Annotated in this window: 28 protein-coding genes; 22 read left to right on the forward strand and 6 right to left on the reverse strand. The window is 45.5% G+C overall.

The window, feature by feature from the left end:
- Positions 1–122: 122 nt before the first annotated feature.
- The gene (locus tag L3V27_RS21780) at positions 123–1,130 is read right to left on the reverse strand and encodes an alpha/beta fold hydrolase (RefSeq protein WP_047010230.1); all 1,008 of its coding nucleotides are present in this window, start codon (positions 1,128–1,130) and stop codon (positions 123–125) included.
- 65 nt (positions 1,131–1,195) lie between these two features.
- Between L3V27_RS21780 and rhtB the strand changes: the two genes are divergently transcribed.
- The 7 genes from rhtB (at position 1,196) to L3V27_RS21815 (ending at position 7,876) form a co-directional block, all read left to right on the forward strand.
- Complete coding sequence (gene rhtB / locus L3V27_RS21785; RefSeq protein ID WP_005393828.1) at positions 1,196–1,813, forward strand: homoserine/homoserine lactone efflux protein; 618 nt, start codon at positions 1,196–1,198, stop codon at positions 1,811–1,813.
- A gap of 24 nt (positions 1,814–1,837) precedes the next feature.
- Positions 1,838–3,061, forward strand: coding sequence for an EAL and HDOD domain-containing protein (locus L3V27_RS21790; protein WP_237312713.1), 1,224 nt, complete (start codon positions 1,838–1,840; stop codon positions 3,059–3,061).
- A 155-nt stretch (positions 3,062–3,216) separates the two neighbouring features.
- The gene (locus L3V27_RS21795) at positions 3,217–3,552 is read left to right on the forward strand and encodes a metalloregulator ArsR/SmtB family transcription factor (RefSeq protein ID WP_005393826.1); all 336 of its coding nucleotides are present in this window, start codon (positions 3,217–3,219) and stop codon (positions 3,550–3,552) included.
- A gap of 42 nt (positions 3,553–3,594) precedes the next feature.
- On the forward strand, positions 3,595–4,596 hold the full coding sequence (locus L3V27_RS21800) for an ArsJ-associated glyceraldehyde-3-phosphate dehydrogenase (protein ID WP_005393824.1): 1,002 nt from the start codon (positions 3,595–3,597) through the stop codon (positions 4,594–4,596).
- A 12-nt stretch (positions 4,597–4,608) separates the two neighbouring features.
- Positions 4,609–5,103 carry a cyclin-dependent kinase inhibitor 3 family protein gene (locus L3V27_RS21805; protein WP_182037232.1) on the forward strand — a complete coding sequence of 165 codons (495 nt, stop codon included), beginning with the start codon at positions 4,609–4,611 and terminating at the stop codon, positions 5,101–5,103.
- A 256-nt stretch (positions 5,104–5,359) separates the two neighbouring features.
- A complete protein-coding gene (arsJ, locus tag L3V27_RS21810) occupies positions 5,360–6,577 on the forward strand; it encodes an organoarsenical effux MFS transporter ArsJ (RefSeq protein ID WP_237312714.1) in 1,218 nt (405 codons plus the stop codon).
- 285 nt (positions 6,578–6,862) lie between these two features.
- Complete coding sequence (locus L3V27_RS21815) at positions 6,863–7,876, forward strand: acyltransferase family protein (RefSeq protein ID WP_005393819.1); 1,014 nt, start codon at positions 6,863–6,865, stop codon at positions 7,874–7,876.
- On the opposite strand, the gene L3V27_RS21820 is transcribed toward L3V27_RS21815, so the two are convergent.
- Complete coding sequence (locus L3V27_RS21820) at positions 7,873–8,202, reverse strand: DUF2500 domain-containing protein (RefSeq protein WP_005393817.1); 330 nt, start codon at positions 8,200–8,202, stop codon at positions 7,873–7,875. The two genes, L3V27_RS21815 and L3V27_RS21820, sit on opposite strands and share 4 nt — an antisense overlap.
- A 328-nt stretch (positions 8,203–8,530) precedes the next feature.
- Between L3V27_RS21820 and L3V27_RS21825 the strand changes: the two genes are divergently transcribed.
- The 4 genes from L3V27_RS21825 (at position 8,531) to L3V27_RS21840 (ending at position 11,586) form a co-directional block, all read left to right on the forward strand.
- The gene (locus tag L3V27_RS21825; protein WP_005393815.1) at positions 8,531–8,899 is read left to right on the forward strand and encodes a hypothetical protein; all 369 of its coding nucleotides are present in this window, start codon (positions 8,531–8,533) and stop codon (positions 8,897–8,899) included.
- A 1,083-nt stretch (positions 8,900–9,982) separates the two neighbouring features.
- Entirely contained in the window at positions 9,983–10,603 is a 621-nt protein-coding gene (locus tag L3V27_RS21830; RefSeq protein ID WP_005393811.1) for a lysoplasmalogenase, read from the forward strand.
- Between the two features lie 69 nt (positions 10,604–10,672).
- On the forward strand, positions 10,673–10,894 hold the full coding sequence (locus tag L3V27_RS21835) for a YecH family metal-binding protein (protein WP_237312715.1): 222 nt from the start codon (positions 10,673–10,675) through the stop codon (positions 10,892–10,894).
- A 107-nt stretch (positions 10,895–11,001) separates the two neighbouring features.
- Positions 11,002–11,586 carry a YhgN family NAAT transporter gene (locus tag L3V27_RS21840; protein WP_005393807.1) on the forward strand — a complete coding sequence of 195 codons (585 nt, stop codon included), beginning with the start codon at positions 11,002–11,004 and terminating at the stop codon, positions 11,584–11,586.
- A gap of 57 nt (positions 11,587–11,643) precedes the next feature.
- On the opposite strand, the gene L3V27_RS21845 is transcribed toward L3V27_RS21840, so the two are convergent.
- Together L3V27_RS21845 and rsmD are read right to left on the reverse strand one after the other, a co-directional pair.
- Positions 11,644–11,910 (reverse strand): DUF1145 domain-containing protein, encoded by a 267-nt coding sequence (locus L3V27_RS21845; protein WP_005393805.1) that lies wholly within the window; start codon positions 11,908–11,910, stop codon positions 11,644–11,646.
- Positions 11,911–11,935: 25 nt separating this feature from the next.
- The gene (gene rsmD / locus L3V27_RS21850; RefSeq protein WP_114324084.1) at positions 11,936–12,535 is read right to left on the reverse strand and encodes a 16S rRNA (guanine(966)-N(2))-methyltransferase RsmD; all 600 of its coding nucleotides are present in this window, start codon (positions 12,533–12,535) and stop codon (positions 11,936–11,938) included.
- 230 nt (positions 12,536–12,765) lie between these two features.
- On the opposite strand from rsmD, the gene ftsY reads away from it, so the two are divergent.
- The 6 genes from ftsY to glpG all read left to right on the forward strand — a co-directional run bounded on the left by ftsY (position 12,766) and on the right by glpG (position 18,392).
- A complete protein-coding gene (ftsY, locus tag L3V27_RS21855) occupies positions 12,766–14,046 on the forward strand; it encodes a signal recognition particle-docking protein FtsY (protein WP_237312716.1) in 1,281 nt (426 codons plus the stop codon).
- Between the two features lie 22 nt (positions 14,047–14,068).
- Positions 14,069–14,743: a cell division ATP-binding protein FtsE gene (gene ftsE, locus L3V27_RS21860; protein WP_005393800.1), complete on the forward strand. Its 675-nt coding sequence runs from the start codon at positions 14,069–14,071 to the stop codon at positions 14,741–14,743.
- Positions 14,733–15,701, forward strand: a complete 969-nt coding sequence (ftsX, locus tag L3V27_RS21865) for a permease-like cell division protein FtsX (protein ID WP_005393793.1) — start codon at positions 14,733–14,735, stop codon at positions 15,699–15,701. Before ftsE ends, ftsX begins: the two co-directional genes overlap by 11 nt.
- 177 nt (positions 15,702–15,878) lie before the next feature.
- Positions 15,879–16,736: an RNA polymerase sigma factor RpoH gene (gene rpoH / locus L3V27_RS21870; RefSeq protein WP_005378693.1), complete on the forward strand. Its 858-nt coding sequence runs from the start codon at positions 15,879–15,881 to the stop codon at positions 16,734–16,736.
- 493 nt (positions 16,737–17,229) lie between these two features.
- A complete protein-coding gene (gene glpE / locus L3V27_RS21875; RefSeq protein WP_005378691.1) occupies positions 17,230–17,550 on the forward strand; it encodes a thiosulfate sulfurtransferase GlpE in 321 nt (106 codons plus the stop codon).
- On the forward strand, positions 17,550–18,392 hold the full coding sequence (glpG, locus tag L3V27_RS21880) for a rhomboid family intramembrane serine protease GlpG (protein ID WP_237312717.1): 843 nt from the start codon (positions 17,550–17,552) through the stop codon (positions 18,390–18,392). Before glpE ends, glpG begins: the two co-directional genes overlap by 1 nt.
- Positions 18,393–18,450: 58 nt before the next feature.
- On the opposite strand, the gene L3V27_RS21885 is transcribed toward glpG, so the two are convergent.
- The gene (locus tag L3V27_RS21885; RefSeq protein ID WP_046874381.1) at positions 18,451–18,861 is read right to left on the reverse strand and encodes a flagellar basal body-associated protein FliL; all 411 of its coding nucleotides are present in this window, start codon (positions 18,859–18,861) and stop codon (positions 18,451–18,453) included.
- A gap of 161 nt (positions 18,862–19,022) precedes the next feature.
- Between L3V27_RS21885 and L3V27_RS21890 the strand changes: the two genes are divergently transcribed.
- On the forward strand, positions 19,023–19,562 hold the full coding sequence (locus L3V27_RS21890; RefSeq protein WP_005393781.1) for a chorismate lyase: 540 nt from the start codon (positions 19,023–19,025) through the stop codon (positions 19,560–19,562).
- Positions 19,563–20,417, forward strand: coding sequence for a 4-hydroxybenzoate octaprenyltransferase (gene ubiA, locus L3V27_RS21895; RefSeq protein WP_005393780.1), 855 nt, complete (start codon positions 19,563–19,565; stop codon positions 20,415–20,417).
- 67 nt (positions 20,418–20,484) lie between these two features.
- Here the strand turns inward: ubiA and plsB are convergent, their stop codons facing one another.
- The gene (gene plsB, locus L3V27_RS21900; protein WP_046874380.1) at positions 20,485–22,911 is read right to left on the reverse strand and encodes a glycerol-3-phosphate 1-O-acyltransferase PlsB; all 2,427 of its coding nucleotides are present in this window, start codon (positions 22,909–22,911) and stop codon (positions 20,485–20,487) included.
- 368 nt (positions 22,912–23,279) lie between these two features.
- Between plsB and lexA the strand changes: the two genes are divergently transcribed.
- The 3 genes from lexA (at position 23,280) to dinF (ending at position 26,297) form a co-directional block, all read left to right on the forward strand.
- Positions 23,280–23,903, forward strand: a complete 624-nt coding sequence (gene lexA, locus L3V27_RS21905; RefSeq protein WP_005393778.1) for a transcriptional repressor LexA — start codon at positions 23,280–23,282, stop codon at positions 23,901–23,903.
- A 194-nt stretch (positions 23,904–24,097) separates the two neighbouring features.
- Positions 24,098–24,892, forward strand: coding sequence for a class I SAM-dependent methyltransferase (locus tag L3V27_RS21910; RefSeq protein WP_182034993.1), 795 nt, complete (start codon positions 24,098–24,100; stop codon positions 24,890–24,892).
- 55 nt (positions 24,893–24,947) lie between these two features.
- A complete protein-coding gene (dinF, locus tag L3V27_RS21915) occupies positions 24,948–26,297 on the forward strand; it encodes an MATE family efflux transporter DinF (protein WP_237312718.1) in 1,350 nt (449 codons plus the stop codon).
- Positions 26,298–26,301 lie beyond the last annotated feature (4 nt).

The following is a 26,301-nucleotide window of genomic DNA, read 5'->3' on the forward strand; positions in this document are numbered from 1 at the left end:
CATGGTTCAACGCAGCCAGACCCAAGCAGTGTACGTCAAAATGAGGATGAAAAAGAGGGTAAATCAATGTGCAGACATTTCCTCTTTAATCATGGCCGTGAAATGGTCGCCTAGAGTTCTTATTATGTTTTTTCGTTTGGCGATGATTTCGGGTCATTCATAAAGCGGAAGATCGCATCGAGTGCTTGATTACGATACTGGTCGGTCTCGAATAAGATCTCATGCTGTGCGCCTTCGATAGAAAGTAGCTCCGCATGTGGGTTGGTTTTACGCAATTTATCGATAAAACGTTTTTGTGCCAGATTGCTGACAATACGATCGTTCCCAGCTTGAATCAGGAGCACCGGTACTTTGACTTGGCGAGTCAATAAAAAGCATTGTTTTGCTGCCATTAGCCCTTGCCATACCCATCGTGTGCTCGGTCCACCGACTTGCAGTTCCGGTTTTTCCGTATAGAGATTTCGGAACCATTGGTAGCGACCATAGCTTTGGCTGAGCGGGTTATCTTCAAAGGGCTTAGGAAAGTAGGCCTGATGTCCTGGCGCATAACGTGGCAAAGTCGATACCGCTGACATAATCTGTGTCACTGGAATCGCTATTGGCGATAAGTACCATGGCAGATTAATACCAAACATAGGCGCACTGAGAATCAAACCAGTAAAGGGATGTTCTGGGTGAGTTTGCAGATAACGTGTAGCGATTGCGCCGCCCATGGAGTGGGCAATGATGAAACATTGCTGATAGTCGCTAAGGTCGTGTTTGTTTACGACCACGTCCATATCGTCAATATAATCAGTAAAGTCATAGACGTGACCCATATCTGAGTCAGACAATAGACGATCTGATAAACCTTGTCCGCGGTGGTCAAAGGAATAGACGTCGAAGCCTTGGCGATAGAGATCGTAAAACAGTTCTTGGTATTTCCAGGAAGACTCAATGCGCCCATTAACGATGAGCACGGCTTTTTTATGTTCTGGGTTGGTCAGTTTGCACCAGTAAATGTTCTTTTTCTCAGTTCCTTTAACAAAGCCTTCTTGGCGAGTTTGCCAAAGTGCCGCGATCGGACCACCAATTGCTTGCTCAAATAATGACTCTTGAGTATAAGTCAAAGGTGAATGGTTAGTAGCCATTAGTCGATTACCTGAAGATACGTTGTTTACGCGATGTATCATCGAAGAATTAGTGAGGAAATGCAATGGATACCCACGTCTGGTTAGCTTATGTAGTAACTGCAATCGTTTTTAGTTTGGCTCCGGGGTCTGGCACGGTGAACTCAATCAGCAATGGTTTGAGTTACGGTACTCGCAAATCTTTGGGGGCTGTGATCGGTCTCCAAATTGGTTTGGCCATTCACATTGCGTTAGTTGGGGCGGGCATTGGTGCGCTGGTCGCACAATCGGCAACGGCATTTTCTGTCATTAAATGGGTTGGCGCGGCTTATTTGGTTTGGTTGGGTATCCAGAAATGGCGAGACACTTCCAGCTTGGTGGCGGCTGAGAGCCACAAAGACATGTCTGGCATGGCACTCTTGTACAAAGCTATTTTGATTAACCTGACGAACCCTAAATCGATTGTTTTTCTGGTGGCGTTGTTTCCACAGTTTATTGACCCGGCACAAGACCAACTGACGCAACTGTTGGTGCTTGGTGTTACGACTGTTGTGATCGACGCGTGCGTGATGTTGGGTTACACCACCTTGGCGGCGCAAATGGGACGTTTTATTCGCTCCGATAAAATCATGGGGAAAATAAACAAAGTCTTCGGTTCAATGTTTATGGGTTGTGGTGCATTATTAGCAGCTGCAAAGTCATAAGCCATTTATAGGTCCTTCTTTAGCATGAATACAACGTATGTTGCTCGCCAGCCGATCTTTAACCGCAAAAGACAGACGCTGGGTTATGAATTGTTGTTTCGAGATGGGGAGAGTAACGCATACCCTTCGCATATTGAGTCAAACCGAGCAACATACCGATTAATTGTCGAGAATTTCCTATCACTGGGCACTAACCCAGTGATTGCTTCTTCGCGATGCTTTATCAATTTTCCTCATCAAAGCTTGGTGCGCCGCTTACCGCGCAGCTTGCCAAAAAACAAAATCGTCGTCGAAGTCCTGGAAACTTGCCAGCCGACCGATGATCTTCTCGATGCGATTCGCGAGTTGTATCGAGAAGGTTATTTGATCGCGCTGGATGATTTCACCTTAACGCCGGAGTGGTGTCGCTTCTTACCTTACGTGCACATCGTTAAACTCGATATCATGGCAATGGGGCTGGAAAAAGCGTGTGCGTTGGTCAAAGCTCACCTTGCTAAACGCGTCAAATATCACTTTTTGGCGGAACGTGTTGAAACCGCAGAAGAGTTTGAGCAAGCCAAAGCGGCTGGCTTTAAGTTTTTCCAAGGCTACTTTTTTAGTAAGCCATTAGTTTCGCAAACAAAATACGTGAGCCCTGAGCAAGTGTTAGCGCTACAGCTTTTTCGTGAAGTCTGCTCACCAGAGCCAGACTTTACTCGTATTGAAACCATCATTACGCAAGATGTCGCGTTGTCGTACAAATTATTGCGCTTTGTAAATACGCAAGCGCCGAACCTCGCTGTCGAAATCTGCTCGTTTCGTCAGGCCTTGATCTACCTTGGTCAGGATAATCTTAAGCAGTTTGTCTCCTTGGTCGTGGCGTCGTATATCTCTAGTAACAAGCCTCGAGAGCTGTATCACCTTTCATTACAACGAGCGCAGTTCTGCCAATTAATGTCGCGTTATCAGCCATTTTCCCACCTCAACGAACAAGGGTTTATGGTCGGCTTATTATCGATTTTAGATGCGATGCTTGATTTGTCGGTGGAATCTTTAGTCAAGCAATTGCCACTTAGCGAATCCGTACAACAAGCCTTATTACATCGCAAGGGGGTTTATGGTGCGCTGATTTCTCTCGAAGAGTGTTACGAGCGTGCCGACTGGTCAGGCGTTGAAAAAATCACGACGCAGTTGGGATTGTCTTTGGAAGAGGTCAAGCTCTCGTTAGGCGAAGCGGTTCGCTGGAGTCAAAACGTCGCAACCGCGTAAATTTCTGCCGTATCTTTATTCTCTCTAACCGTTCTTCTCTCAATCTTTATTGGCTGTTTCGATGTGAAACTTTTATGACGATGATGGGATCACTCTTGACGACATCTCAGAGTTAAATAAATATATACGCATATCCATATATAGGTATGTTTATTATGCTTCCACATCAGTTTTTCAAGCTGTTATCCGATGAAACGCGCGTACGTTGTTTAATGCTGGTGGCCCGTGAAGGCGAAACTTGCGTGGGTGATTTGGCGTTTGCGTTGCAAGAGAGTCAGCCGAAAGTTTCTCGTCATCTTGCTCAGTTACGCTCCAGTGGCATCTTGGTGGATAAACGCCGAGGGCAATGGGTGTACTACGAGTTATCGCAGCAATTACCAGGTTGGATGCGTAAGCTGATTGAAGACTTAGTGGCATCAAACTGTTTGAAGCAAGAGTACCAAGACGACATCACACGCTTGCACGATAAAAGTCGTGAGGCTTGCTGTTAATAGCAAACAGAGATTCAAGGTAGAAGATTAAAGGGTAAAACTATGACAATTAAAGTAGGCATTAATGGCTTTGGCCGAATTGGTCGTTTAGCACTGCGAGCGGCATTCGATTGGCCAGAGTTAGAGTTTGTGCAAATCAACGATGTCGCAGGTGATGCAGCGACGCTTGGCCACTTATTAGAGTTCGATTCAGTGCAAGGTCGTTGGCACCATGAAGTGCAGGTTGAGGGCAATGAGCTCGTCATCAATGGCAAGCGCATCGCCACGACTCAGCAACGTGATATCGACGCTGTGAACTGGTCTGGCTGCGATGTTGTGATTGAAGCGACAGGTGTACACCGCAAAACCTCGTACCTAGACCAATACCTCGATCAAGGTGTGAAGCGCGTGGTGGTGAGTGCGCCAGTGAAAGAAGAAGGCATTGCGAACATTGTTGTTGGCGTGAACGATCATATTTTCGACCCTGAAAAACATCGTATCGTGACAGCCGCTTCGTGCACAACAAACTGTATAGCGCCTGTGGTGAAAGTCATTCATGAGAAGTTGGGCATTGAGCAATCCTCTTTCACGACAATTCACGATTTGACCAATACGCAAACCATTTTGGATGCGCCACATAAAGATCTGCGCCGTGCTCGTGCGTGCGGCATGAGTCTTATCCCGACCACTACCGGTAGTGCGACTGCGATTGTGGAAATTTTCCCAGATTTAAAAGGCAAGATTAACGGCCACGCGGTACGTGTACCGTTGGCGAATGCGTCATTGACCGACATCATCTTCGATGTAAAACGCGATACCACAGCAGAAGAAGTGAATGCTTTGCTGAAAGAGGCGTCGGAAGGGGAGCTAAAAGGCATTCTTGGCTTTGAGGAACGTCCGTTAGTGTCGATCGATTACAAAGGCGACCAACGCTCAACCATCGTTGATGCACAATCCACCATGGTGGTTGGCTCACGAATGGTGAAGATTTACGCCTGGTACGACAATGAAATGGGATACGCAACGCGCACCGCAGAATTGGTTCGAAACGTTGGTCTGGCATAACAGGAGTTCATAATGTCTCATCCTACATGGCAATTAGATTTGGACTCTGGTGCATTAGTCCTAACACCGTGCCCGGGCACCAAAGGCGTCGAGTTGAAAGCATCGTTGGAACAGTTGAAGGAGCAGGGGGTTCAAGCGGTCGTTACTGCATTGGACGATAGCGAGTTAGCAGCGAAAGACGTTGCGGATTTGGGTGAAGTTACCCAACAACTGGGCATGAAATGGTTCCAGATCGAGATTGAAGATGACTGTGCACCAAGTGAAGAATTTGCGGCGAAGTGGCAACAAGCCAGTCCGGAACTGCATGCGATTCTTGCTCAAGGTGGCAAAGTCGCGATGCACTGCATGGGCGGCTCGGGTCGCACAGGTTTGTTTGCGGCTCACTTGTTGCTAGAGAAGAAATGGCAGTTAGAAGATATCGTGCGAGAAGTGCAGGCGCTTCGCCCTGGTGCGTTTACAAAACCGGTGCAGCTTGAGTACATCGAACGCGTGGCGCAAGACGCTTGATCAGCTTAAATAGCTTTTGGAACATCATGATCCAAAAACTATTTTCCAGTTTATATAATGGAAAATAGGTCAGCAGTAAAACTAAAGATTTTAATTTAAGCTTTTGTTTTTATTGGTTATCTTTGTCCATTTTTAAATTTCGGTGTGTTTGTGAATTCGAACTAAGGTTGTATCGCCTTATGGTTGGTGTACAGGTTAATAAGCATTTGGCACATGATGATCTAAATGCTTCTATCGCTGTACATAAGAGGTCAATATGATTTCTCAATTGAGCAAAAGTATTCGTCAGTACATGTTAGTGACGTTTAACTATTGGAACTTTACCGTGACCGACGGAGCGCTGCGTATGCTGGTGGTGCTCTATTTTCACGACTTGGGTTATTCCACGTTAGCTATTGCCTCACTGTTCCTTTTCTATGAATTTTTTGGTGTGGTGACCAATTTGATTGGTGGGTGGTTGGGCGCAAGGTTAGGCCTGAACAAAACCATGAACATTGGTTTAGCGATGCAAGTGTTTGCGTTGTTGATGCTGGCAGTACCCAACGCATGGCTGACGATTCCTTGGGTGATGGCGGCGCAAGCTTTGTCGGGGGTTGCCAAAGATCTCAACAAGATGAGTGCCAAGAGTGCGATTAAAACATTAGTACCAGACGAGCAGCAAGGCGCACTCTACAAATGGGTGGCGATTTTGACAGGCTCGAAGAATGCACTCAAAGGGGCGGGCTTTTTTGTTGGTGGCTTGCTGTTGTCTTGGGTGGGCTTCCAAAACTCGATGTTTATTATGTCGAGTGTGCTGGCATTGGTGTTTGTTTGCAGCATGATCTGGCTAGAAGCAGACATGGGTAAAGCAAAGAGCAAACCTAAGTTTCGCCAAATTTTCTCCAAGTCCGAATCTATAAATATTTTATCTGCGGCGCGTATGTTCTTGTTTGGGGCGCGTGATGTGTGGTTTGTGGTCGCTCTGCCTATTTATCTTGGCAGTGTGTTTGGCTGGGATCACTTGTGGGTCGGTGGCTTTTTAGCCGCATGGGTCATTGCTTATGGGTTTGTGCAAGGCTTTGCGCCGCGTATTACTGGCAAAGCGCAAGGTCGCGTGCCTGATGGTAGTGCAGCATTAGTATGGGCAGGAATTCTTGCGTTAATTACGGGCGGTATTGCTTATGGTGTGCAAATCGGTTGGCAGCCTGAGTTGGTGATTGTTGTGGGGTTAATGATTTTTGGCGCTGTGTTTGCCATTAACTCTTCACTGCACTCGTATCTGATTGTGAGCTATGCCAAAGGCGATGGCGTATCTCTGGATGTTGGCTTCTATTACATGGCCAATGCGATGGGACGTTTGATTGGCACGGTATTATCGGGTTGGATCTACCAAGAGGCTGGTCTTGCGGCGTGCTTATGGGTCTCCTTTGCTTTCTTGGCGCTGACGACGTTGATTTCGATTAAGTTGCCAAAAGCTAACGTTGCCACAGCGTAAATTTTGCCCGGTGTTTTTATCTGTAGATCGTACAAAATGGCTCCAACTTGGAGCCATTTTTTGTTTCTTGTACGTCACGCGGCGTAATCAAGTGGTGTGGATTCGGTCTCGTGAGTTCATGCTGATGTTTGGTTTTTGTTCCCGCCAACGGATTAGAGTGGCGATGAAATCCCCGTTGTAGGTCATTGTTGCGTTAAAAATAAGCAAAAACAGATTGTTAACCATTTCACTGGCTGAGATTTACCCTATGCTATAAACGATAAGCGACTCAAAGTAGGGAAAGGTATGAGAGAAAGGGTTCTGTTTTTTGATTTATTGCGCTGCTTTGCTGCGGTGGCAGTGATCGCCATTCACGTCTTGGCCCCTTATCGAAATGAGTTAGGAGTGATCCCGTTTGACCAATGGTTGACGGCGGTAGGCGTTAATAGCGTTACCCGCTGGGCGGTGCCAGTTTTCATTCTGATCACCGGAGCGTTGATGCTCAGTGATACTCGACCATTTGACGGTAAGTATTATATCAAAAGGCGTTTAGGCAAAGTCTTAGTCCCATTTCTTATTTGGTCGATGTTTTATGCATACCTCTCTGGCTGGACGGCTCAAGGGTTTGACTTTGAAACCGTAAAAGAGGTGTTAAGCAATAGCCCATTCCACGCAACGTATTACCACCTCGGTTTTTTCTATTACTTTATACCGCTGTATTTTGTGATTCCGTTGTTCCAATGGATGGTACGCAACGTTGATGACAATGTGTTGTATACCTATCTCGCATTTTGGCTTTTCACCAGCACGCTGTTTTTGTTCAAGATTGATGGTCCGTGGAGTAACCAAATGTGGCTCTACATGGGTTACCTTCCTCTGGGTTATGTTCTATTTCAAAAAGTGCCTTTGAACCGCTCTATGGTGACCTTATTTACAGGGTTTGGCCTCGTCGCGTTGGCTGTGACATTTACTATGGTCGTGACGAACAGTTTAGAGGCGGAGAAGTACACGGTTGGACGCTGGCTTTCTTACAAAACACTGAATGTCATTCTAGCGGCTTCGATGATTTTCATGATCGGTCGTTACTTTGGGGAAGGCTTGTCACCAAAAGTACAAAAAGTGGTGAGTGTGATCAGTCAGCACAGCTTGGGGATTTACTTACTTCACCCAATTTTCTTATGGCCGATGAAAGCGTTTGGTTGGTACACCGGACATCCCGCATGGGTGATTCCAGTCTGGATCATTATCAGTGGAGCTGGAGCCTTGGCGATGAGCTATCTATTTTCTCGCTCTGCCAAGACTCGTTGGTTACTGCCTTAACGTTTGATGGCGAAGTGAAGGAATTTGTTACCACGATAGGTTAGCGTTCCTTTATCTCCAGGGTTGAGTGCATGGTAGTAGTGCACTCCAATTTGGAACTCTCGTTTAGGGCCAATAGAACCGCGTTGGACATAAATCCAATATTCTTGGTCGTCTTGGCCTGGTGGTGCATCTGGGATGTCGATAGCTTGCTTATCTAAAATAGTTACCTGTGCACTTTGTTCTGGAGCGTCTTCGCCCACATAGTGCTTGCTATAGAAACGAAAAAATACCCATGCGCCCAAAGCAATAAGGGCGAACAGGGCGACAATAAGTGAGATTGGCATGTTAACCTCCGATGTTTCATTGAGCTCTATTCTACAGAACTCATTGATGAAACGATGAGTTGAGATAACTTATTCATAATCTAATGAAAGGGACATGAATTTTATTCGGCGCACTTCACGGTTTATCTCAATGGGGACGCGATGAAATCGTTGCTTCATCTGCAAGCTACGTCACTAAAGCTGAACTAAGCAGCTTTCACTTGTCTGGCTATATGCGCTCAAGGGCACAAATTGAAAGTAAAATTGCACTTAACGGCTCGAAAAAGCTCTAAATTTATAGAAGAATAAAAATAACGAACACGGGAAGGGTCTGGTAAGGAGGGTTACGATGTCAGATATTGAAAAAGTAGTCATGCGTACCCGAACGATCGAAAAACTTTTGCGTACTCAGTACCATGCAGAAGGGAAAGGGTTACACCAACTTATTAATAGTTGTGAAGAACGTTTACCACATGACGTGATAGCGAAGCTTCGTTTTATCGCTACTGTGCGTAATAAAGTGGTTCACGAAGACGATTATAAGCTGGATGATCGGAAAGGCTTTATGGCGGCATGTGACGCTTGTGAAAAAGAGCTAACGCCAAGAAGCTCTCGTTTTATTTGGCGTGCAGCAATTTTGCTAATGACGTTGATTACGCTCGCCGCTCTTGGTTTCTACTACATGCATTGGGATATCTTGTCCAAACACATACAGTAGAAAAGCACAGATAAATAAAAAAGGACGCATTTGCGTCCTTTTTTATTTTTAATCAGTAGGTTAGTACATCATTGGCAGTGTCATTAAACCCACAACCACTGCAATCATTACCAGCCCTTGTTTTTGAGAAGATGAAATCATAACACTACCCCTTAATCTTTGATGAACTCGATGAATTTAATATAGCACTGTTTTTGGGGTTTGATCAACATATGCTCGATAATCTTTTCAAAAAATACACTTAACTTGTCTTTTTTTACGTGTTTTTGACTAATGAAACTGTGTTTTTTGTGTTGTATTTAAAATGCTCGTATTGTGTGATTGTTGTTCGTATTTTATTTAAGCATATGATTTTAAAGTGTCAATCTTGGTTTGTTGTTGGCTTGGAAATTGTTTTTTGTTTCGGTTGGTATGTTGATTGCCGATTTTGTCTGTGTTTCTCAAAAATTGAGAAAATAAAAAGATGTGCTATGGAGGTGCATCATTGAGTTGAGGTGTGGAAGGGGAATTTTCTTATCTAATGAGAAAATATGGGCTTAAAAAAGTGTTTAGTGATTTGATGGTTTATGAAGTCGGTGTTTTCGATGGTTATTGAGAATGTGGCTTTATTTATCATTAGCTTACGTTCGCTATTTGATGTTTTTGTTATTGAGTTAAGTTTGACTTTTCATGTTGTTCTAATCTGTTCATCGGTGGTTTCTACTATCTTAGCTCGCTACCAAGACGATTTTCTGTTTTGTGTCTGTTATTTATTCTTGTTGCCTGTGATGTATACAGTCTGATGGTTTAGTCATCAGTTTTTGACGTAATGGGTTACCAAGGCCATTGGGCTGCTTTTTAGTTAAATGGCCTGACTTAGCGCGGGTTATTGTGCCGTGTGATTTGATGAACTTGGCTCATGGGATAGGGCTCTGCCCCATATTTATGGCCGTCATTAAGGCTCATCGACTTAATTGTTGTGCAGACTGAGGGTTACAAAATGTTTCGAATCGCTAGCGAGATCCAACTTTCGCAGATTGTGTCTTTACATCAAAACTGGTCTACCTAGACTAGCGGCGAGTTTAAGTAAAAGGTGTATACGGCATGTGGAGTTGGCTGGCGATAGGGCTATCAGGTGTGTATTCCGTGTTGGGAGCAAAACAAGCTAACCCGACACAATCCCTCGTGTTTAAAATCTTTACTCTGCTACTTCTTCTTGTGTTGGTGTTAACTCAAGGCGCATCCGCAACATATACCTACTGGATTGCGGGTGGGCTTATTGTGTCTATGGTGGCAGATACGCTGCACTCATTTAAAACTCGCAAGCTAATTTACTTTGCTGCGTATTTGCTTGCTCAGGTGTGCTATAGCAAGTCATTTTGGGTGCAGCTTAATGGTGAGATTGTCTGGTGGCTGTTGGCCCTACTGCTCGCAGCGAGTATCGTGGCGTTCTTTTTGTTGCTACCTCAACTCGACTCTCTGGTGTTTCCTGTTGTGATCATGGGGATGATGTTGGTTCAGCTTGCTTGGGCGGCGGGTGAAGTTTGGTTGCAGGCCCCGAGCTATGCCAATGCTATCGGTTTCAGCGGAACCCTAGTTTTGATCTATTCGGCGTTGGCGTATGCGATACACGGTTACCGAAAACCGATGAAACACGCCTATTTGTGGGTAAGTGGTAGCTACTTCTTTGCCCACGCCCTCATTGTTGCCTCTATCATTTACTAATTTAAGTCAAAGCAGCTCCCGAAGATTTCAGTAAACTGGACGTATTGTTCTTGATGACTGGAGTCAATAATGAGTGAAATCCATGCCCACGAGCTGCTAAACCTACTTCGAGAAACGCCAATGGGTCGCGAAGCGCTGGCACAGCACTTTGGCAACACCGTTCGCTTTCACACCTGTAAACTGAATGATCTAGACTTAGATGCATTGCTAGCATTTTTGCTCAAGCGCGACAAAATACGTGAGCTTGAAGGTAAGTTTGTGGTCAATATGGCGCGTGTCTGTAATCACTAAGCGGCGGCTATGATGCGAGGGTGAATATGCTGTTTTCGCCCTCAGCCATGTACTCACGTTGTCAGTTTGCTATACACTGGCCGCCATTTTTTAGGTGAGGCCAGAATATGGACATTCTTTCTGCAGCGACCATGCTGTTTCTAATCATGGACCCTCTCGGTAATTTGCCGATTGTGTTGTCTATTCTCAAGCACATCGATCCTAAGCGTCGCCGTAAGGTATTGATTCGTGAACTACTGTTTGCCTTACTGATCTTGATGTTGTTTCTGTTTGCAGGACAAAGCATCTTAAGTTTTTTGCATGTCCAGCCAGAAACGCTCAGCATTTCAGGTGGCATTATTCTCTTCATTATCGCGATTAAGATGATCTTTCCGAGTGCTGGCAGCATCACTGGACTGGCGGCAGGCGAGGAACCCTTTATTGTTCCGATGGCCATTCCTATGATCGCGGGCCCTTCAGTGATTGCAGCATTGCTTTTGCTATCTTCACAGCATCCAGAAAAAATGTTGGAAATGTCCGCATCAGTTGTGATTGCGTGGGGCGCAACATTCTTTATTCTAATGTTTTATGGCTTCTTTAATCGTTTGTTGGGCGAGCGTGGCTTAAAAGCGGTAGAGCGTTTAATGGGCTTGTTGCTGGTGATGATCTCTACTCAAATGTTTTTGGATGGTGTTAAGAGCTATCTTGGGTGATGGAAGAAACGCAATAAAAAAGCCGCTCTTGTGAGCGGCTTTTTAGTATTTGGGCGATTACATCATGTGTTTACGACGAATATCGAGCAGGGCAAAAATACCAAAGATCAGGATGGAATATTTTTCCCAACTGCTCATTTTAATTTTGTCGCCAAATGCGCCAATGAAGATGGCCATTTGTAAACCGTGCATGATGAACAAAAAAGCGGTCATGATGTACAGCGCAATCGCGGCATTACCGGGAAACGGCATAAAGATATTGAGGATCAATACTAACCAAACAAAGGCGATAGCCGCTTTGGCCAGCAGAATTAATGCTTTCATTTAAGTGTCCTTTTAAATCGAGGCGTTATGCGGAGGTACGTTCATACAGACGGTAACTCACTTGGCCTGCTGTTTTTTCTCGATGTAACTGCCAGTTTTCTGGTAAGTCGGCAATATTGAGTTCTTTTTCTGTTTCAATATAAATCATCGCGTCTTCCGCGAGCCAGCCATTTTGTTCTAGCAGAGCCACGGTTTCATCCAATAGTCCCTTACGAAACGGTGGGTCAATAAACACCACATGGTGCGCAGTACCCGGCTGTTTTAAAAAGCTCAGTGCGTCGGTATTCACTACTTGGATGTTGTTCGCGTTAAGAGATGTCACGTTCTTCTGTAATTGCTGGAAAGCTTGTGGGTTCAGCTCGACCATGGTCACTTGCTCTGCTTGGCGCGAAGCCGACTCAAAGCCTAAGCCGCCGGAGCCGGCAAACAAGTCGAGACATTTTGCTTGCGGCACATCTTGAGCCAGCCAGTTAAATAGCGTTTCTTTGACGCGATCGGTCGTTGGGCGTAAGCCTTCAGCATCGTGTACAGGAAGTTTTCTGCCTCTCCATAAGCCACTAATAATGCGAACAAAGCCCGTTGTTGGCTTTTTTTGTGATGAGTTTTGCTGGCGACGTCTTACCATAGATTTTTTGACCGCTAATAAAGTGATACTATATCTAATCGCCCAAGCCGTGAGCTTGGAGCTTGGATACAGCCCAGAATATTCAAGATGACAGAGTGTAACACTAATAAGATTAGAATTACCTAATCGGAAAGTTTTCAGAACTTTGTCATTAGCCTTTTTTAGACAGATAATAATCTTGTCAAAAAAGAGTCATTAATAGATAAAAGAACAATCTAGGATAGCCCCAGATGACGGAAAAAAAGAAGCGCGGATTACTTTCGTGGCTAGGTTTTGGTGACGAAGAACAAAGCCCAAAACCAAAAACTGAAGAAACAGTAAAAGAAGAAGCAGTGGAAGCGCCTTCTGAAGAGCAGCAAACCGACGCGGCTGCTGAGCAAGCGGAAGCAACGCCAGAACTTGAAGAAGAATCGAAAAAAGCGGAGGCTGCCCCAGCAGAAGCAGAAGCAGAAGCAGAAGCAGAAGCAGAAGCAGAAGCAGAAGCAGAAGCAGAAGCAGAAGCAGAAGCAGAAGCAGAAGCAGAAGCAGAAGCAGAGGAGCCAGAAGTCGTATCGGCCGCGCCTCGTGTTCAAGAACAAGAAAAGCCAACAGAAAGCTTTTTTGCTCGTCTTAAACGTAGCCTAAGCCGAACAAAAGCAAATATTGGTGCTGGCTTCTTCGGTCTATTCAGCGGTAAGAAAATCGATGAGGACTTATTTGAAGAGCTAGAAGAGCAACTGCTTATTGCTGATGTGGGCATGAATACCACAACAAAAATCATCAACAACCTGACAGAAAAAGCCACACGTGGCGATCTAAAAGACGGCGAAGCCCTTTATGGTTTGTTGAAAGAAGAAATGGCTGAGATTCTTTCTAAAGTCGAGCAGCCACTAGAAATCGATAGCAACAAAACGCCTTACGTTATCTTAATGGTGGGTGTAAATGGCGTGGGTAAAACTACGACCATCGGTAAGCTTGCCAAGCAGTTCCAAACTCAAGGTAAAAAAGTGATGCTTGCAGCGGGCGATACTTTCCGTGCCGCAGCGGTTGAGCAGCTACAAGTGTGGGGTGAACGTAATAATGTTCCTGTGATTGCTCAACATACTGGCGCAGACAGTGCTTCTGTTATCTATGATGCGATTGAAGCGGCAAAAGCACGTGGTGTGGATGTTGTGATTGCTGATACTGCGGGTCGTCTACAGAATAAAGCGAACCTAATGGAAGAGCTGCGTAAGATTGTACGTGTGATGAAGAAAATTGATGACTCAGCACCACACGAGATCATGCTAACGCTAGACGCAGGTACAGGGCAAAATGCCATTAGCCAAGCGAAACTTTTCAGTGATGTTGCCCCTCTAACCGGGATTACCTTGACTAAGCTGGATGGTACAGCCAAGGGCGGAGTAATTTTCGCTATTGCTGATCAGTTCGGTATTCCAATTCGTTACATTGGTGTGGGTGAAGGTATCGAAGACTTGCGTCCATTTGAAACTCAAGAGTTTATTGACGCACTGTTTAGTCGTGAAGAATAAAAAGAGTTAGAGGAAATCAGCGGTGATCAAATTTCAGCAAGTGAGCAAAGCTTACCGAGGTGGTCGACAAGCACTGCAAAAAGTCGATTTTCACCTGAGGCGCGGTGAAATGGCGTTTTTAGGCGGGCATTCCGGGGCTGGTAAAAGTACCTTGCTGAAATTGATTTGTGCGATAGAGCGCCCGACCGATGGAAAAATCCATTTTAATGGTCACGATATCACGCGCATTCCAAGCAAAGACATCCCTTTTTTGCGCCGCAATATTGGGATTGTTTTTCAAGACCATCGTCTATTGATGGATCGCAGTGTGTACGACAATGTTGCTCTGCCGATGCGTATCGAATCGATTTCTGAAAACGAAATCAAACGCCGTGTTTCTGCGGCGTTAGATAAAACGGGCTTGCTTGATAAGGCTCGTTGCCTGCCGAGCCAACTCTCTGGTGGTGAGCAACAACGCGTCGGTATTGCCCGTGCTGTGGTCAATCGACCAACGTTGCTGGTGGCTGATGAGCCGACAGGTAACCTCGATCCCGAACTATCCAATCGCGTATTGCGTTTGTTCGAAGAATTTAATCGTGCTGGAGTGACCATCTTACTCGCCACGCACGATGTGGGGTTAGTAAACACTCGCCCACAGTATCGTCATTTTGAATTAAACCAAGGCTTCCTAAGTGAGGTAGAAGACTATGGCAGGTAACAAGCACTCCCAAAAGAAGGGGAAAGGCCGCAGTGCCAAGCGTGCAAATACCGATGGTTTTTTCTCTGTCCACGCAAAACAAGCAAAATCCTCTTTTAGCGCCTTATGGCAACGACCTTTAGGTAATATCCTGACCCTAGCCGTGATTTCAATGGCACTTGCTATGCCAGCTTGTTTGTATCTACTGGGCAAAAACGTCGCGGGTGCCGCGGAAGATGTGGCATCTCCCTCGCAAGTTAGTGCTTACTTAGTAGAAGGCATGCCGGATGCACGTGTAATGGTTCTCAAAGATCAAATTGAAACTTGGCCTTTGGTAAAAGAAGTAGAATATATTTCTCCACAGCAAGGTCTGTCTGATTTGAGCCAATATGCAGGATTCGATCAGGCTATCAGCCTTTTAAGTGGCTATGCGCTACCCGGTGTGTTGGTGATTACGCCAGCCTCGGAGCTAAAAAGTGATATTCAGTCATTAGCCAAAGACGTTCGAGAGCAACAAGACGTGACCGATGTGAGACTTGACGAAGACTGGCTGGCGCGTCTTGATGCGATCAAAACTCTCGCGAGTATTATTGTCATTACTCTGACAGTGTTGATGCTCGGTGCGGTATTTTTAATCGTTGGCAACACGTTGCGATTTAATGTGCTGGCGAATAAAGAAGAGATTCAAACCATGAAACTGATCGGTGCGACGGACAGTTTTATTCTGCGTCCTTATTTGTACACGGGGATGTGGTTTGGCGTATTAGGTGCCACCATCGCGTGGTTGGTAACGGCTTTAGTGACCATTGTTATGAATAGTGCGGTGGAAGATCTTGCTGCGTTGTACGACAGCCAGTTTCGCCTGATTGGTTTAAGCTGGGATGAATCTTTGCTATTAATCATCATTGGTAGTCTTTTGGGATGCATTGCGGCGCGCTTTTCTGCGCAACGACATTTGAAAGAAATTGAACCAGTTTAAGTGATGAAGGTCTTACTACTCGGATTTTATTAGCACTAGCTAATCTGGATCCCTTGTTTAGACCGAATGTTTATGGATAATTGCTTCCCCTTCTTGAAACTTGTTCATTTTGAGTTCAAGATATCGAAGCTAAATTTGCAATGTAATGCTCCAGATCAGAGATTGATGAGGAATTGAATGACAAAAGAAGCGTATCCGATGGCTCTAGTCACGCAAGATAGCCTTGATAGCTATATTCGCTCAGTAAACAGCTACCCAATGCTGACTGCAGACGAAGAGCGTGAGCTGGCAGAACGATTACACTACAAAGGTGAGATTGAGGCTGCAAAAGGTCTAATTCTTTCGCACCTACGATTCGTTGTTCACGTTGCTCGTGGTTACTCTGGCTACGGTTTGCCAATGGCGGACCTTGTGCAAGAGGGTAACATCGGTCTAATGAAAGCCGTTAAGCGTTTTAACCCAGAAGTAGGGGTTCGCTTGGTGTCTTTTGCTGTCCACTGGATCAAAGCAGAGATCCACGAATACGTGCTACGTAACTGGCGTATCGTGAAAATTGCGACCACTAAAGCGCAACGTAAGTTGTTCTTCAATTTGCGTAAGTCGAAAAAGCGCTTGGGTTGGTTTAACAACGGTGAAGTCGAAACCGTTGCGCGTGAGTTAGGTGTTGAGCCTTCTGAAGTTCGCGAGATGGAATCACGCTTAGCGGCGGTGGATTCAACCTTTGATATGCCAACTGACGAAGACGACAGCTCAAACGCTTACACAGCGCCAATGCTGTACCTAGAAGACAAATCGTCTGATGTGGCTGACAACATCGAAGCTGCAAACTGGGAAATGCATACCAATAATCGTCTGGGTCATGCATTAGCGAGTTTGGATGAGCGTAGTCAGCGCATCGTGCGTTCTCGTTGGTTAGATGATGAGAAAGCAACATTGCAAGACTTAGCTGATGAGTTCGGTGTTTCTGCCGAGCGTATTCGCCAGCTAGAAAAAAATGCAATGAAGAAACTAAAATTGGCCGTGGGTGAATTTTAATTTCCACTGCTAATTGAAAGTAAGATTTTCATAGAAAGCCGAGATCATGTGATCTCGGCTTTTTTATTGTCGATCGAAAATCGATAGCGTTTGCGATCCGGATTTTATGTGCTACCTGTGTATAACTCTGTGAAGTAATTATTTATCAACTGTTCGAAACCCGGACAAAATAAGGGATTCAAGCACTTTCCCATCTGGGGATAGTTATAGATATACACACAGTTAGATCAGGATCATCACTACATATTGTGGATCAAAAGATCCAAATACACTTTATCAACGCAATTCACAGCTTTATCCACAAATGGTTGGAATGTGTACACTTTTGAAAAGCCTGATTATCCATGTGTCTAAGTTTGCCGTTGGATAGGTTACAATAGCGGCAGTATACCCAAGCGGCTTCAAATATAGATTTTATGCTGTACCACGGGTGCTGATTAGCACGTTAGGTTCGAGGTTGCTTGGGTATATTAATAAGACAATGAGAAAGTAAATGGATCAGTTTAAGCATATCGATGTACAAGGTGCGCAAGCGCTGCTCGAGCAGGGTGATGCGAAGCTTGTAGATATCCGTGACCCTCAATCGTTTGCCGTTGCGCATGCGGAGTCCGCGTATCACTTAACTAACGATACGATCGTTGCGTTTATGGATGAAGTGGAGTTCGAACAACCTATTCTGGTGATGTGTTACCACGGCATTAGTAGCCAAGGTGCGGCGCAATATTTAGTTAACCAAGGCTTTGAACAGGTGTACAGTGTGGATGGTGGCTTTGAAGCCTGGCATCGAGCAGAACTACCGATAGTGAGAAGTTAATGAAGAGATTGGTAACGTTAAATAATCCACGTATGGCACAAGCCTTTATTGATTATATGGCCTCTCGCCAAATTGACATCGAAATGATGCCAGAAGGGGATGGGCAATTTGCGCTGTGGCTGACTGATAGCCAGCATGAAATAGAAGCGGAAGCCGAACTTAAGCAGTTCCTTGCTAACCCGTCTGATTCAAAATACAGCGCCGCCTCGTGGGACGTTGCCGATACTCGCAAGAGCACATTTCATTATTCTAGCCCGAGTATCATGAGCATGGTCAAAGCAAAAGCAGGCCCAATGACTTTGCTGATCATGACGGTGTGCACCATCATCTACTTGTTACAAATGTTTGGCTTTGGCAATGGGGTGTTTAAGTTGTTGCACTTCCCGGCCTTTGAGGGACAACAATGGCAAGTGTGGCGATGGCTAAGCCATGCGTTACTGCACTTTTCAGTGACTCACATCGTGTTCAACTTACTATGGTGGTGGCAGTTGGGTGGCGACATCGAACGTCGTCTCGGTTCCGGTAAGCTATTGCAACTCTTTGTGGTGTCGGCAGCGCTTTCTGGGGCTGGCCAATTCTATGTTGAAGGGGCAAACTTCGGTGGCTTGTCTGGCGTGGTCTATGCGTTGCTTGGTTATTTGTGGATATTGGGTTACCGCTTGCCACATTTAGGCCTTACGCTACCCAAGCCAATCATCGTTTTTATGTTGGTGTGGTTAGCACTTGGTTTTGTGCAGCCGTTCATGGCGATTGCAAACACCGCTCACTTGGTGGGTTTACTGTCGGGGATGGCGATTGCGCTGTTTGATTCAGGCAAGATGAAATACCAACAGCAAGCCTAAATCTGAAATGAAAAGACCGCTCAAGAGCGGTCTTTTTTATGTTCAAAACGATTTGGGTTTATTGGTAAAGGTATTTTGTAAACAACAAATCGGCAATGATGGTTTTACCTGTTTCGGGCAAAAGTGTTTCGTTGAGGGTCGTCACTAAGGTTTTGCGCAGATCTTCTCGGCCAGAAAGGGACTTAATAGTATCTTCTGTTTGCTTACCCAGTAATTCAATTACTGCATCGCGAATCAAAGGTTGGTGATGCTCAACAATCGATAAATCTTGTTGGCTCATTACCATGATGTCGATGCGCACTTGCACATAACCTAACTTTTTGCCTTTGGTGTAAAAGTTAGTAGTGAGATCAGGCTCAAGGGTAAAGTATGCCAACTTAGGTCCAGCTTCTTCCGTTTCAGCCCAACTTGGTGCGGCGAACAGTATGGTTAACGCAAAAATAATTTGGGCTATATAACGTTTGTACATATTTCTAACTTTTCTTTCTCTGGATCGCGATATTCGAATCGCTTCAGTCTTGATACAATGGGCCGTCTATAACAAATAACGGAACTTACGGTTACATACATTACTATGGACGGTAAGTTGTTGCTTTATTGTACGCATAAAGCCTCCAATTGAATACTAGTATGAATCAGCCAACATCACTCTATCTTGCTTCTTTATTGGAAGTAGAGTGGCAAAACCCCGAAGAATTCGAATTTCCAAATGAATTTGCCAAGCACTGGCTTGAAGAGCAAGGGTCTTTGTCACGTCGTTTAAAGCAACACTGCCAAGCATTAACGGTAGAATTGCTACAAAATCAGATCGTCACTGCGGCGACGTTAAAACAGGACGAAAGCCAGTTATTGTCCGAACAAGATTGCTTACTGCGAGAGGTAATTTTGTGTGGTGACAATGATAACTGGGTTATCGGACGGACATTAATTCCTCGCTCAACCTTAGTTGATCAGCAGTATGATTTGGCTCAACAAGGGGATATCCCATTAGGACTAACTGTGTTCAGCGCAGATAACGTTGAGCGGGACTCTTTGCAAATGGGATGGGTAGCCGTACCAGAAGGACGTTTGTTAGCGCGACGCTCAAGGTTGTGGATGAATCACAAACCGATGCTAGTCGCCGAGTTATTCTTATCTAATTCACCAGTTTACGCTAAGGAGACAGTGTAAATGTCCGCAGAAAAAGCCAAAGCATATTGGCAACTGATGCGCATGGATCGCCCGATTGGTTCACTGTTACTGATGTGGCCAACGATTTGGGCGCTAATTATCTCAGCCCAAGGGATGCCGAGTTGGGATGTATTTATCGTGTTTGTATTGGGTGTATTCCTAATGCGTAGCGCGGGGTGCGTGATTAATGATTTTGCTGACCGCAAAGTCGACGGCCATGTAAAACGTACCAAGCAACGCCCACTGCCATCAGGGAAAGTGACAGCAAAAGAAGCGATTGGATTATTTTTGGTTTTGGGTATCAGCTCATTCTTGTTAGTGCTGACCATGAACCCGTTGACGATTCAGCTATCCTTCGCTGGCATCGTGTTGGCGTTCATTTATCCATTTATGAAGCGTTACACTCATATTCCACAGCTCTTTTTAGGCTTGGCGTTTAGCTGGGCAATTCCAATGGCGTGGGCTGCACAAACCGGGGAGCTACCACTGATAGTTTGGTTTGTGTTTCTGATTAACGCTTTATGGACCATTGCTTATGATACTCAATATGCGATGGTCGATCGCGATGATGATTTAAAGATTGGCATTAAATCGACGGCAATTTTGTTTGGTCGTCATGACAAACTTATTATTGGTGTGTTGCAACTGATTACGCTCGCGATGTTGGTTTGGTTAGGGCAGTTCTACCAATTGGGACAAAGTTACTACTGGACCCTTTTGATTGCAGCGTCGTTGTTTGTTTATCAGCAGCACTTAATTCGTCACCGTGAGCGGGAGTTGTGCTTTAAGGCTTTCCTCAACAACAACTATGTTGGCATGGTGATAGCGATAGGGTTATTGGTCGCATTTTGGTAAGCGAAGAAATAGCAAAAAGGCATCCGATTGGATGCCTTTTTTCTTATTTTGGAAGAAGGTAAAACGGTTACGACTGAAGTTGATGAATACTCTCTTCGATCGTCAGTTTCACTTCTGGATAAAGCAGAGTGAATAGTAATCGTGCAAATTGCTGCGTTTTCTTCGTGTCACAGTTACCATCGTTATCGAGGTATTTTTGCTGTTTGAGTGTATTGAACATAGCGGTAAACACACCTTTATCGAAGAATTCTGGAGCATTAATACCGTGTAAGCGTCCTAAACGTTGAGCAATATCTTGGCTCTTCTGTTCTAGGTCCGATTTACCGAGCTCTGGGTAAGCAACAAGCAAGTTCATCGCAATAGAGTAGCGCTGCAGTGTTTCCGTGATTGTACGACCTAGCAGAACCAAAGGCTGGTTGTTCGACTGATTGATCTCCAGCTTATCACCATCGAGGCTAATCATTTTCTGCTCGGCAAACTCATGCAGTGTTTTAACGACCAATTCATCCAACTCGTCTTCTTGATAGCTTAAGAACAACTCTTTCTTCAAGAATGGGTAGATTTGCGCGACATTCGCTTGAATTTTTTCTACCGAAAGGTTGCGCTGACGAATGATCATCTGAGCAATTAATGATGGCAGAGCAAACAAGTGGATGATGTTGTTGCGGTAGTAGGTCATCAGGATCGATTGGCTACGATCCAGCGAAATGATGTCACCCATGCTATCGGTTTCAATCACGAACTTATCAAGTGAAATCGCATGATCGACCAACTCCTCAGCACTTTCGGTAGGGATAGTGGAGGTGCTTGAGTACGGATTATTTTTGAGTAGCTTTAAGTAACACTCGATCTGATTGATCAGCGAGTCACGAGAAAGTGCACGTTGACGAGAAGCAAGCAGTGCGGTTGCACACAAGGTCAACGCGTTTGCCGCCGCCGCATCATTGATGTGCGTCATCATCTTATTAGCAAGGTCGTTCACCACAGGATTCATCCACTGTGGTTTGTTACCACCCATGCTGTCGATGTCTTTCGTCCACTCAGGAGCATGCTCGTTCAAGTATTGGTTGAGCTGAATTGGCTCACCGAAGTTCACATAGCCCAAACCAAAGTTACGCAGTTTACGCAGAGTACGCAGTACAAGCCCTGCGTTTTCTTTCTCTTTGCGTTTGCCACGCAACTCTTTCGCGTAAGTGCCTACTTCCATTACGTGCTCGTAACCGATGTAGACCGGCACTAGTGTTACTGGGCGGTTTAGACCACGTAGCATTGCTTGGATGGTCATAGCCAGCATACCCGTTTTCGCTTGCAGTAAGCGACCTGTACGTGAACGACCACCCTCACTGAAGTACTCGACTGAATAGCCTTTGGCAAACAGCTCAGCTAGATACTCGCGGAAAATGGTTGAGTACAGTTTGTTACCTTTAAAGCTACGACGAATAAAGAACGCCCCACCGCGACGGAAAAGAGGACCGGCCGGGAAGAAGTTCAGGTTAATGCCTGCCGCAATGTGCGGAGGCACCATGCCTTCATGGTATAAAACGTAAGACAACAGTAGGTAGTCCATGTGACTACGGTGACACGGAACGTACACAATTTCGTGGCCGTCTTGCGCTAAACGACGCACAGTCGAGGCGTTATTGATGTGCAACCCTTGGTACAGCTTTGTCCATAGCCAACTCAGGATGCGGTCGCCGTTTTTCACTAGACCGTAGGAGAAGTCGGCGGCGATTTCATCCATGATGTCGTGGGCTTCTTTACGTGCCTTATCAATCGAGATATTTTTGCTCTTGGCTTCGTCAGCGATCGCCAGTTCAATAGCTGGAGATTTTAATAAACGAGCAAACAACACTTGGCGTTGTGGCAGGTTTGGGCCTGAAGCCGCAAGTTTTTGGCGAGAGAAGTGGATACGCGCCACGCGAGCCAATTTGTGCGCAATTGCGCTGTCGGTACCGTGAGAGTCTGCCATATAACGCAGAGATACCACGGGACTAAAGCGAACTAAGCAGTCGCGTCCTGCTGCCATTACCGCTTTCGCCTTTTGCGGGCCATTCATTGGCTGAAGGTAAGGCTTTTGGTTTTCTTCTTTACCTGGTTTACGACCCCAAAGCACGGTTGCAGGGATCATTTGAACGTCCAATTCACTGTCCAGTTTATGCAGTTCCAGCAAGTCTGTGAACAGAGAGACAGAGTCGGTTGGGACATCATTATCGTTGTTCATCACAGTTGGACGCGCAGCGATAAAGACGAAACGGTTCAGCGTTTTGCCATTGATTTCCAGCGGACTGAGCGGGTCAGGCAGACCAAGGCTCATGGCTTGTTTTTGCAGTGTCAGCAAATCCACGTTCGAGCGGAACGGTAGGGCATATACAATCGGCTTAGCGAGGTCGATATTCAGATCTTCAATCGGGTTCGACGGGATTGTGGTGCCCTTTACCAGTACCGATAAAGGTAGTTTTAGTAATGAACGTGAAAATGATTGTCCAGAAGACATAAAGTTCACAGCCTCAATAGGTATTCAAACAGGCCTAACCTTATTTCAGTGTCCGCTTTGCATGTCTTCTATAGAAAAAGAAATGAGTACGGCAAAAGAAATAAGCCTAGGCGATAAAATTTAAGCGCAGCAAGGATACCAGAAACTGGTCAAACCTTTTAATTTTATTGGCTGTAAATTAGTCGAACTCCTAAGTTGTTGCTTTACTTTGATTAACTGAAAAGGCGGTGTTTTAAACGCATGAATAATGAACTTGGGCAGCAAACGAAGTGCACTCCACAAATAAATTAAAAAACAACCAATTGGGTTTTCATTTGAGCATTTACTGGATATACTCACAGTTAACTGTATAAAAAGACAGGTGAGACATGAAGCCGTTAACGCCACGCCAACAACAAGTCTTCGATTTGATCAAAAGTAAAATCGATGACACCGGAATGCCACCAACTCGTGCAGAGATTGCGCGTGAGCTTGGCTTCCGCTCTGCGAATGCCGCAGAGGAACACCTAAAAGCGCTTGCTCGTAAGCAAGCAATTGAAATTATCCCAGGTGCATCGCGTGGGATTCGTATCCTACTTGATGACTCTGCCGCTAATGACGAACAGGGCTTGCCTTTGATTGGTCAAGTTGCTGCGGGTGAGCCGATTCTGGCTCAGGAACACGTAGAAGCGCACTACCAAGTCGACCCTGCGATGTTCAAGCCGCAAGCGGATTTCTTACTTCGTGTAAATGGCGAAAGTATGAAAGACATCGGGATTATGGATGGCGATTTGCTCGCTGTGCATAAAACCCAAGACGTGAGAGACGGTCAAGTTGTCGTTGCGCGCGTTGATGATGATGTGACAGTAAAGCGTTTAGAGCGCAAAGGCTCAACCATATTACTGCATGCTGAGAATGAAGAGTTTGCCCCAATCCAAGTGGACTTAACGTCTCAGCATCTTACGATTGAAGGCTTAGCCGTTGGTATTATTCGTAATACCGATTGGATGTAAGTGTATTTAAGCAGCCCAGTTCATCTGGGCTGTTTTGTCTTTTCTCTTCTTTTCTCTTTTTCTACTTCCTCCAAAAGCTTGCTCATCATCTTGACCTTGTTTGTTTTGAGCAATTTATAAGCTTGATAATGTAATTGATATTCATTATCATCTATTTCAATGTCTATGTTTTCTCTCTGGCGCAGGAAATGCCCATGTCTCAGTCTAAACATCAAGTTCCTAACCATTTATTAAAGCCACTGTTATTGCGTAGCCGTGAAAGCATGGTCGACAATGGCTTGGTGTACGATCCGATTGCTGCTAAAGCGTGTTTGAGCTGTAAGATGGCGCCGGATTGTTTGAGTGGTGATATTGCGCAGAAGCAATTGCTGCACGTGACGCTGACCCAGCTTTGTGACCAGCAGGTTAGTCACTTCTTACAGCAGTATCCCGATGCTTGGATAATCAATGTTGGAGCTGGGCTGGATACCCGCTTTTATCGTTTGGATAATGGACGCTGCCATTGGATAGAGCTGGACGTGACGGAAAATTTGGTATGGCGTCAGCGCTTGTTCCACAAAAATGAACGTTATGAACATCGCTGTGGCAGTGTGGATGAAATGTCGTGGCTAGAGACGTTAGCCATTCCAGATCAAGCACCAGTACTCATTTTATGTGAAATGGCACTGCTCGATTGCACAGAACGTCAAGTCGCGAAATTTATTCAAACCTTGGGTCGACATTTTGTCTCTGCTGAACTGTGTATGGTGCTGGCAGGAGATTTAACTGAAACCAAGTGGGGACAAAAGCTTGGTTCTGATCGTTATGCTCATGGCTTTGAAGCGCCTGCAGAACAGATATTGCAATGGTTACCATGGGCACAGTGGGTGAAAGCTTTCTCGCCATTCGATAGATTCTGTTCTCGTTGGAAAGCTTGGCAGCGTTGGCTTAATAAGATTCCAATGTTGAAGCATCGCCTCACGCCAGTACTCGTTCATATCAAGTGGTAATTGGCTAGTCGTTAAGCGCTCAGGTACACTCGTCGATCTTACTGATGAGGTGCCTGTGACAAATTCAATCTTCTCTCCTTTATCTAACCCAAAAGTTCATCGCCAAGTCTTAGCTTTAGCGATACCTATGGTGCTGTCGAATATTACTGTTCCATTGCTCGGTTTGGTCGATGCTGCGGTGATTGGTCATCTAGACCACGCTTGGTATTTGGGCGGTGTTGCGTTGGGCAGTACCATGATCAGCGTGACATTTTGGCTGCTTGGTTTTTTGCGTATGTCGACTACTGGGTTGGCAGCGCAGTCCTATGGCGGTGAAGACCGAAAACAACTTGCCTTGGTGTTTATGCAAGGCTCACTCATGGCGCTACTGTTTGCGTTAGTCTTTCTTATTGCCCATAACCCGATTGCTGATTTGATCTTTGGTTGGAGTGACGCCAGTGCTGAAGTGAAGCACTACGGCATGCAATATTTCTCTATCCGAGTGTGGAGTGCCCCCGCTGCGCTAATGAACTTTGTGTTGTTGGGGTGGTTGCTCGGAACGCAAAATTCCAAAGCACCAATGTGGATGGTGATCATCACCAACGTGACTAATATTGCCCTCGATTTGTTGTTTGTGATGGGTTTGGGGTGGAAAGTAGAAGGTGCTGCGCTGGCATCGGTGATTGCTGACTACTCAGGCATGGGTTTTGGTCTCATGTGTGTCTGGAAAACCTGGCGAGAGAGGCAATTACCATCACCTCAAAAGCTGCTAGCCAGCACTCAACACGGGTTAGGGCGCTTCGTGAAATTGAATCGCGATATTTTCTTGCGCTCTTTGTGTCTGCAAGCGGCTTTTAGCTTTATGACGTTCCAAGGCGCAAGCTTTGGTGATGAGGTTGTCGCTGCAAATGCGGTACTGATGAGCTTCTTGATGATTATCTCGTATGGCATGGACGGCTTTGCTTATGCAATGGAGGCCATGGTCGGGAAGGCGGTTGGTGCCAAAGATAGGCAACAATTGAGTGCATCGCTTGTCGGCACTTTCTTTTGGAGTTTGGTTATTTGCTTAGGACTGACCGCGCTCTTTGGTTTGGCGGGATCGCAGTTGATCGCCATGATCACTTCAATTAAGGCGGTACAACAGCAAGCAGCGGTGTATCTACCTTGGCTGGTGGTGATGCCACTTGCGTCGATGTGGTGCTTTCTATTGGATGGCATTTTTGTCGGTGCAACCAAAGGCAAAGACATGCGCAATAGTATGTTTGTCGCGACCAGCAGTTTCTTTGTTGTCTTTTACTTGTTCGCCGAGTGGGAAAATCACGCGCTGTGGTTTGCAATGACGAGCTTTATGTTGATGCGGGGTATTGGTTTAGGGGTTATCTTTCTCTACCAATGGCGTAAGGATACCTTCCTCGCACAATGTTGATATA

It is taken from the genome of Vibrio sp. J2-3(2022) (genome assembly GCF_021725735.1).
Taxonomy (GTDB): Bacteria; Pseudomonadota; Gammaproteobacteria; order Enterobacterales; family Vibrionaceae; genus Vibrio; species Vibrio diabolicus.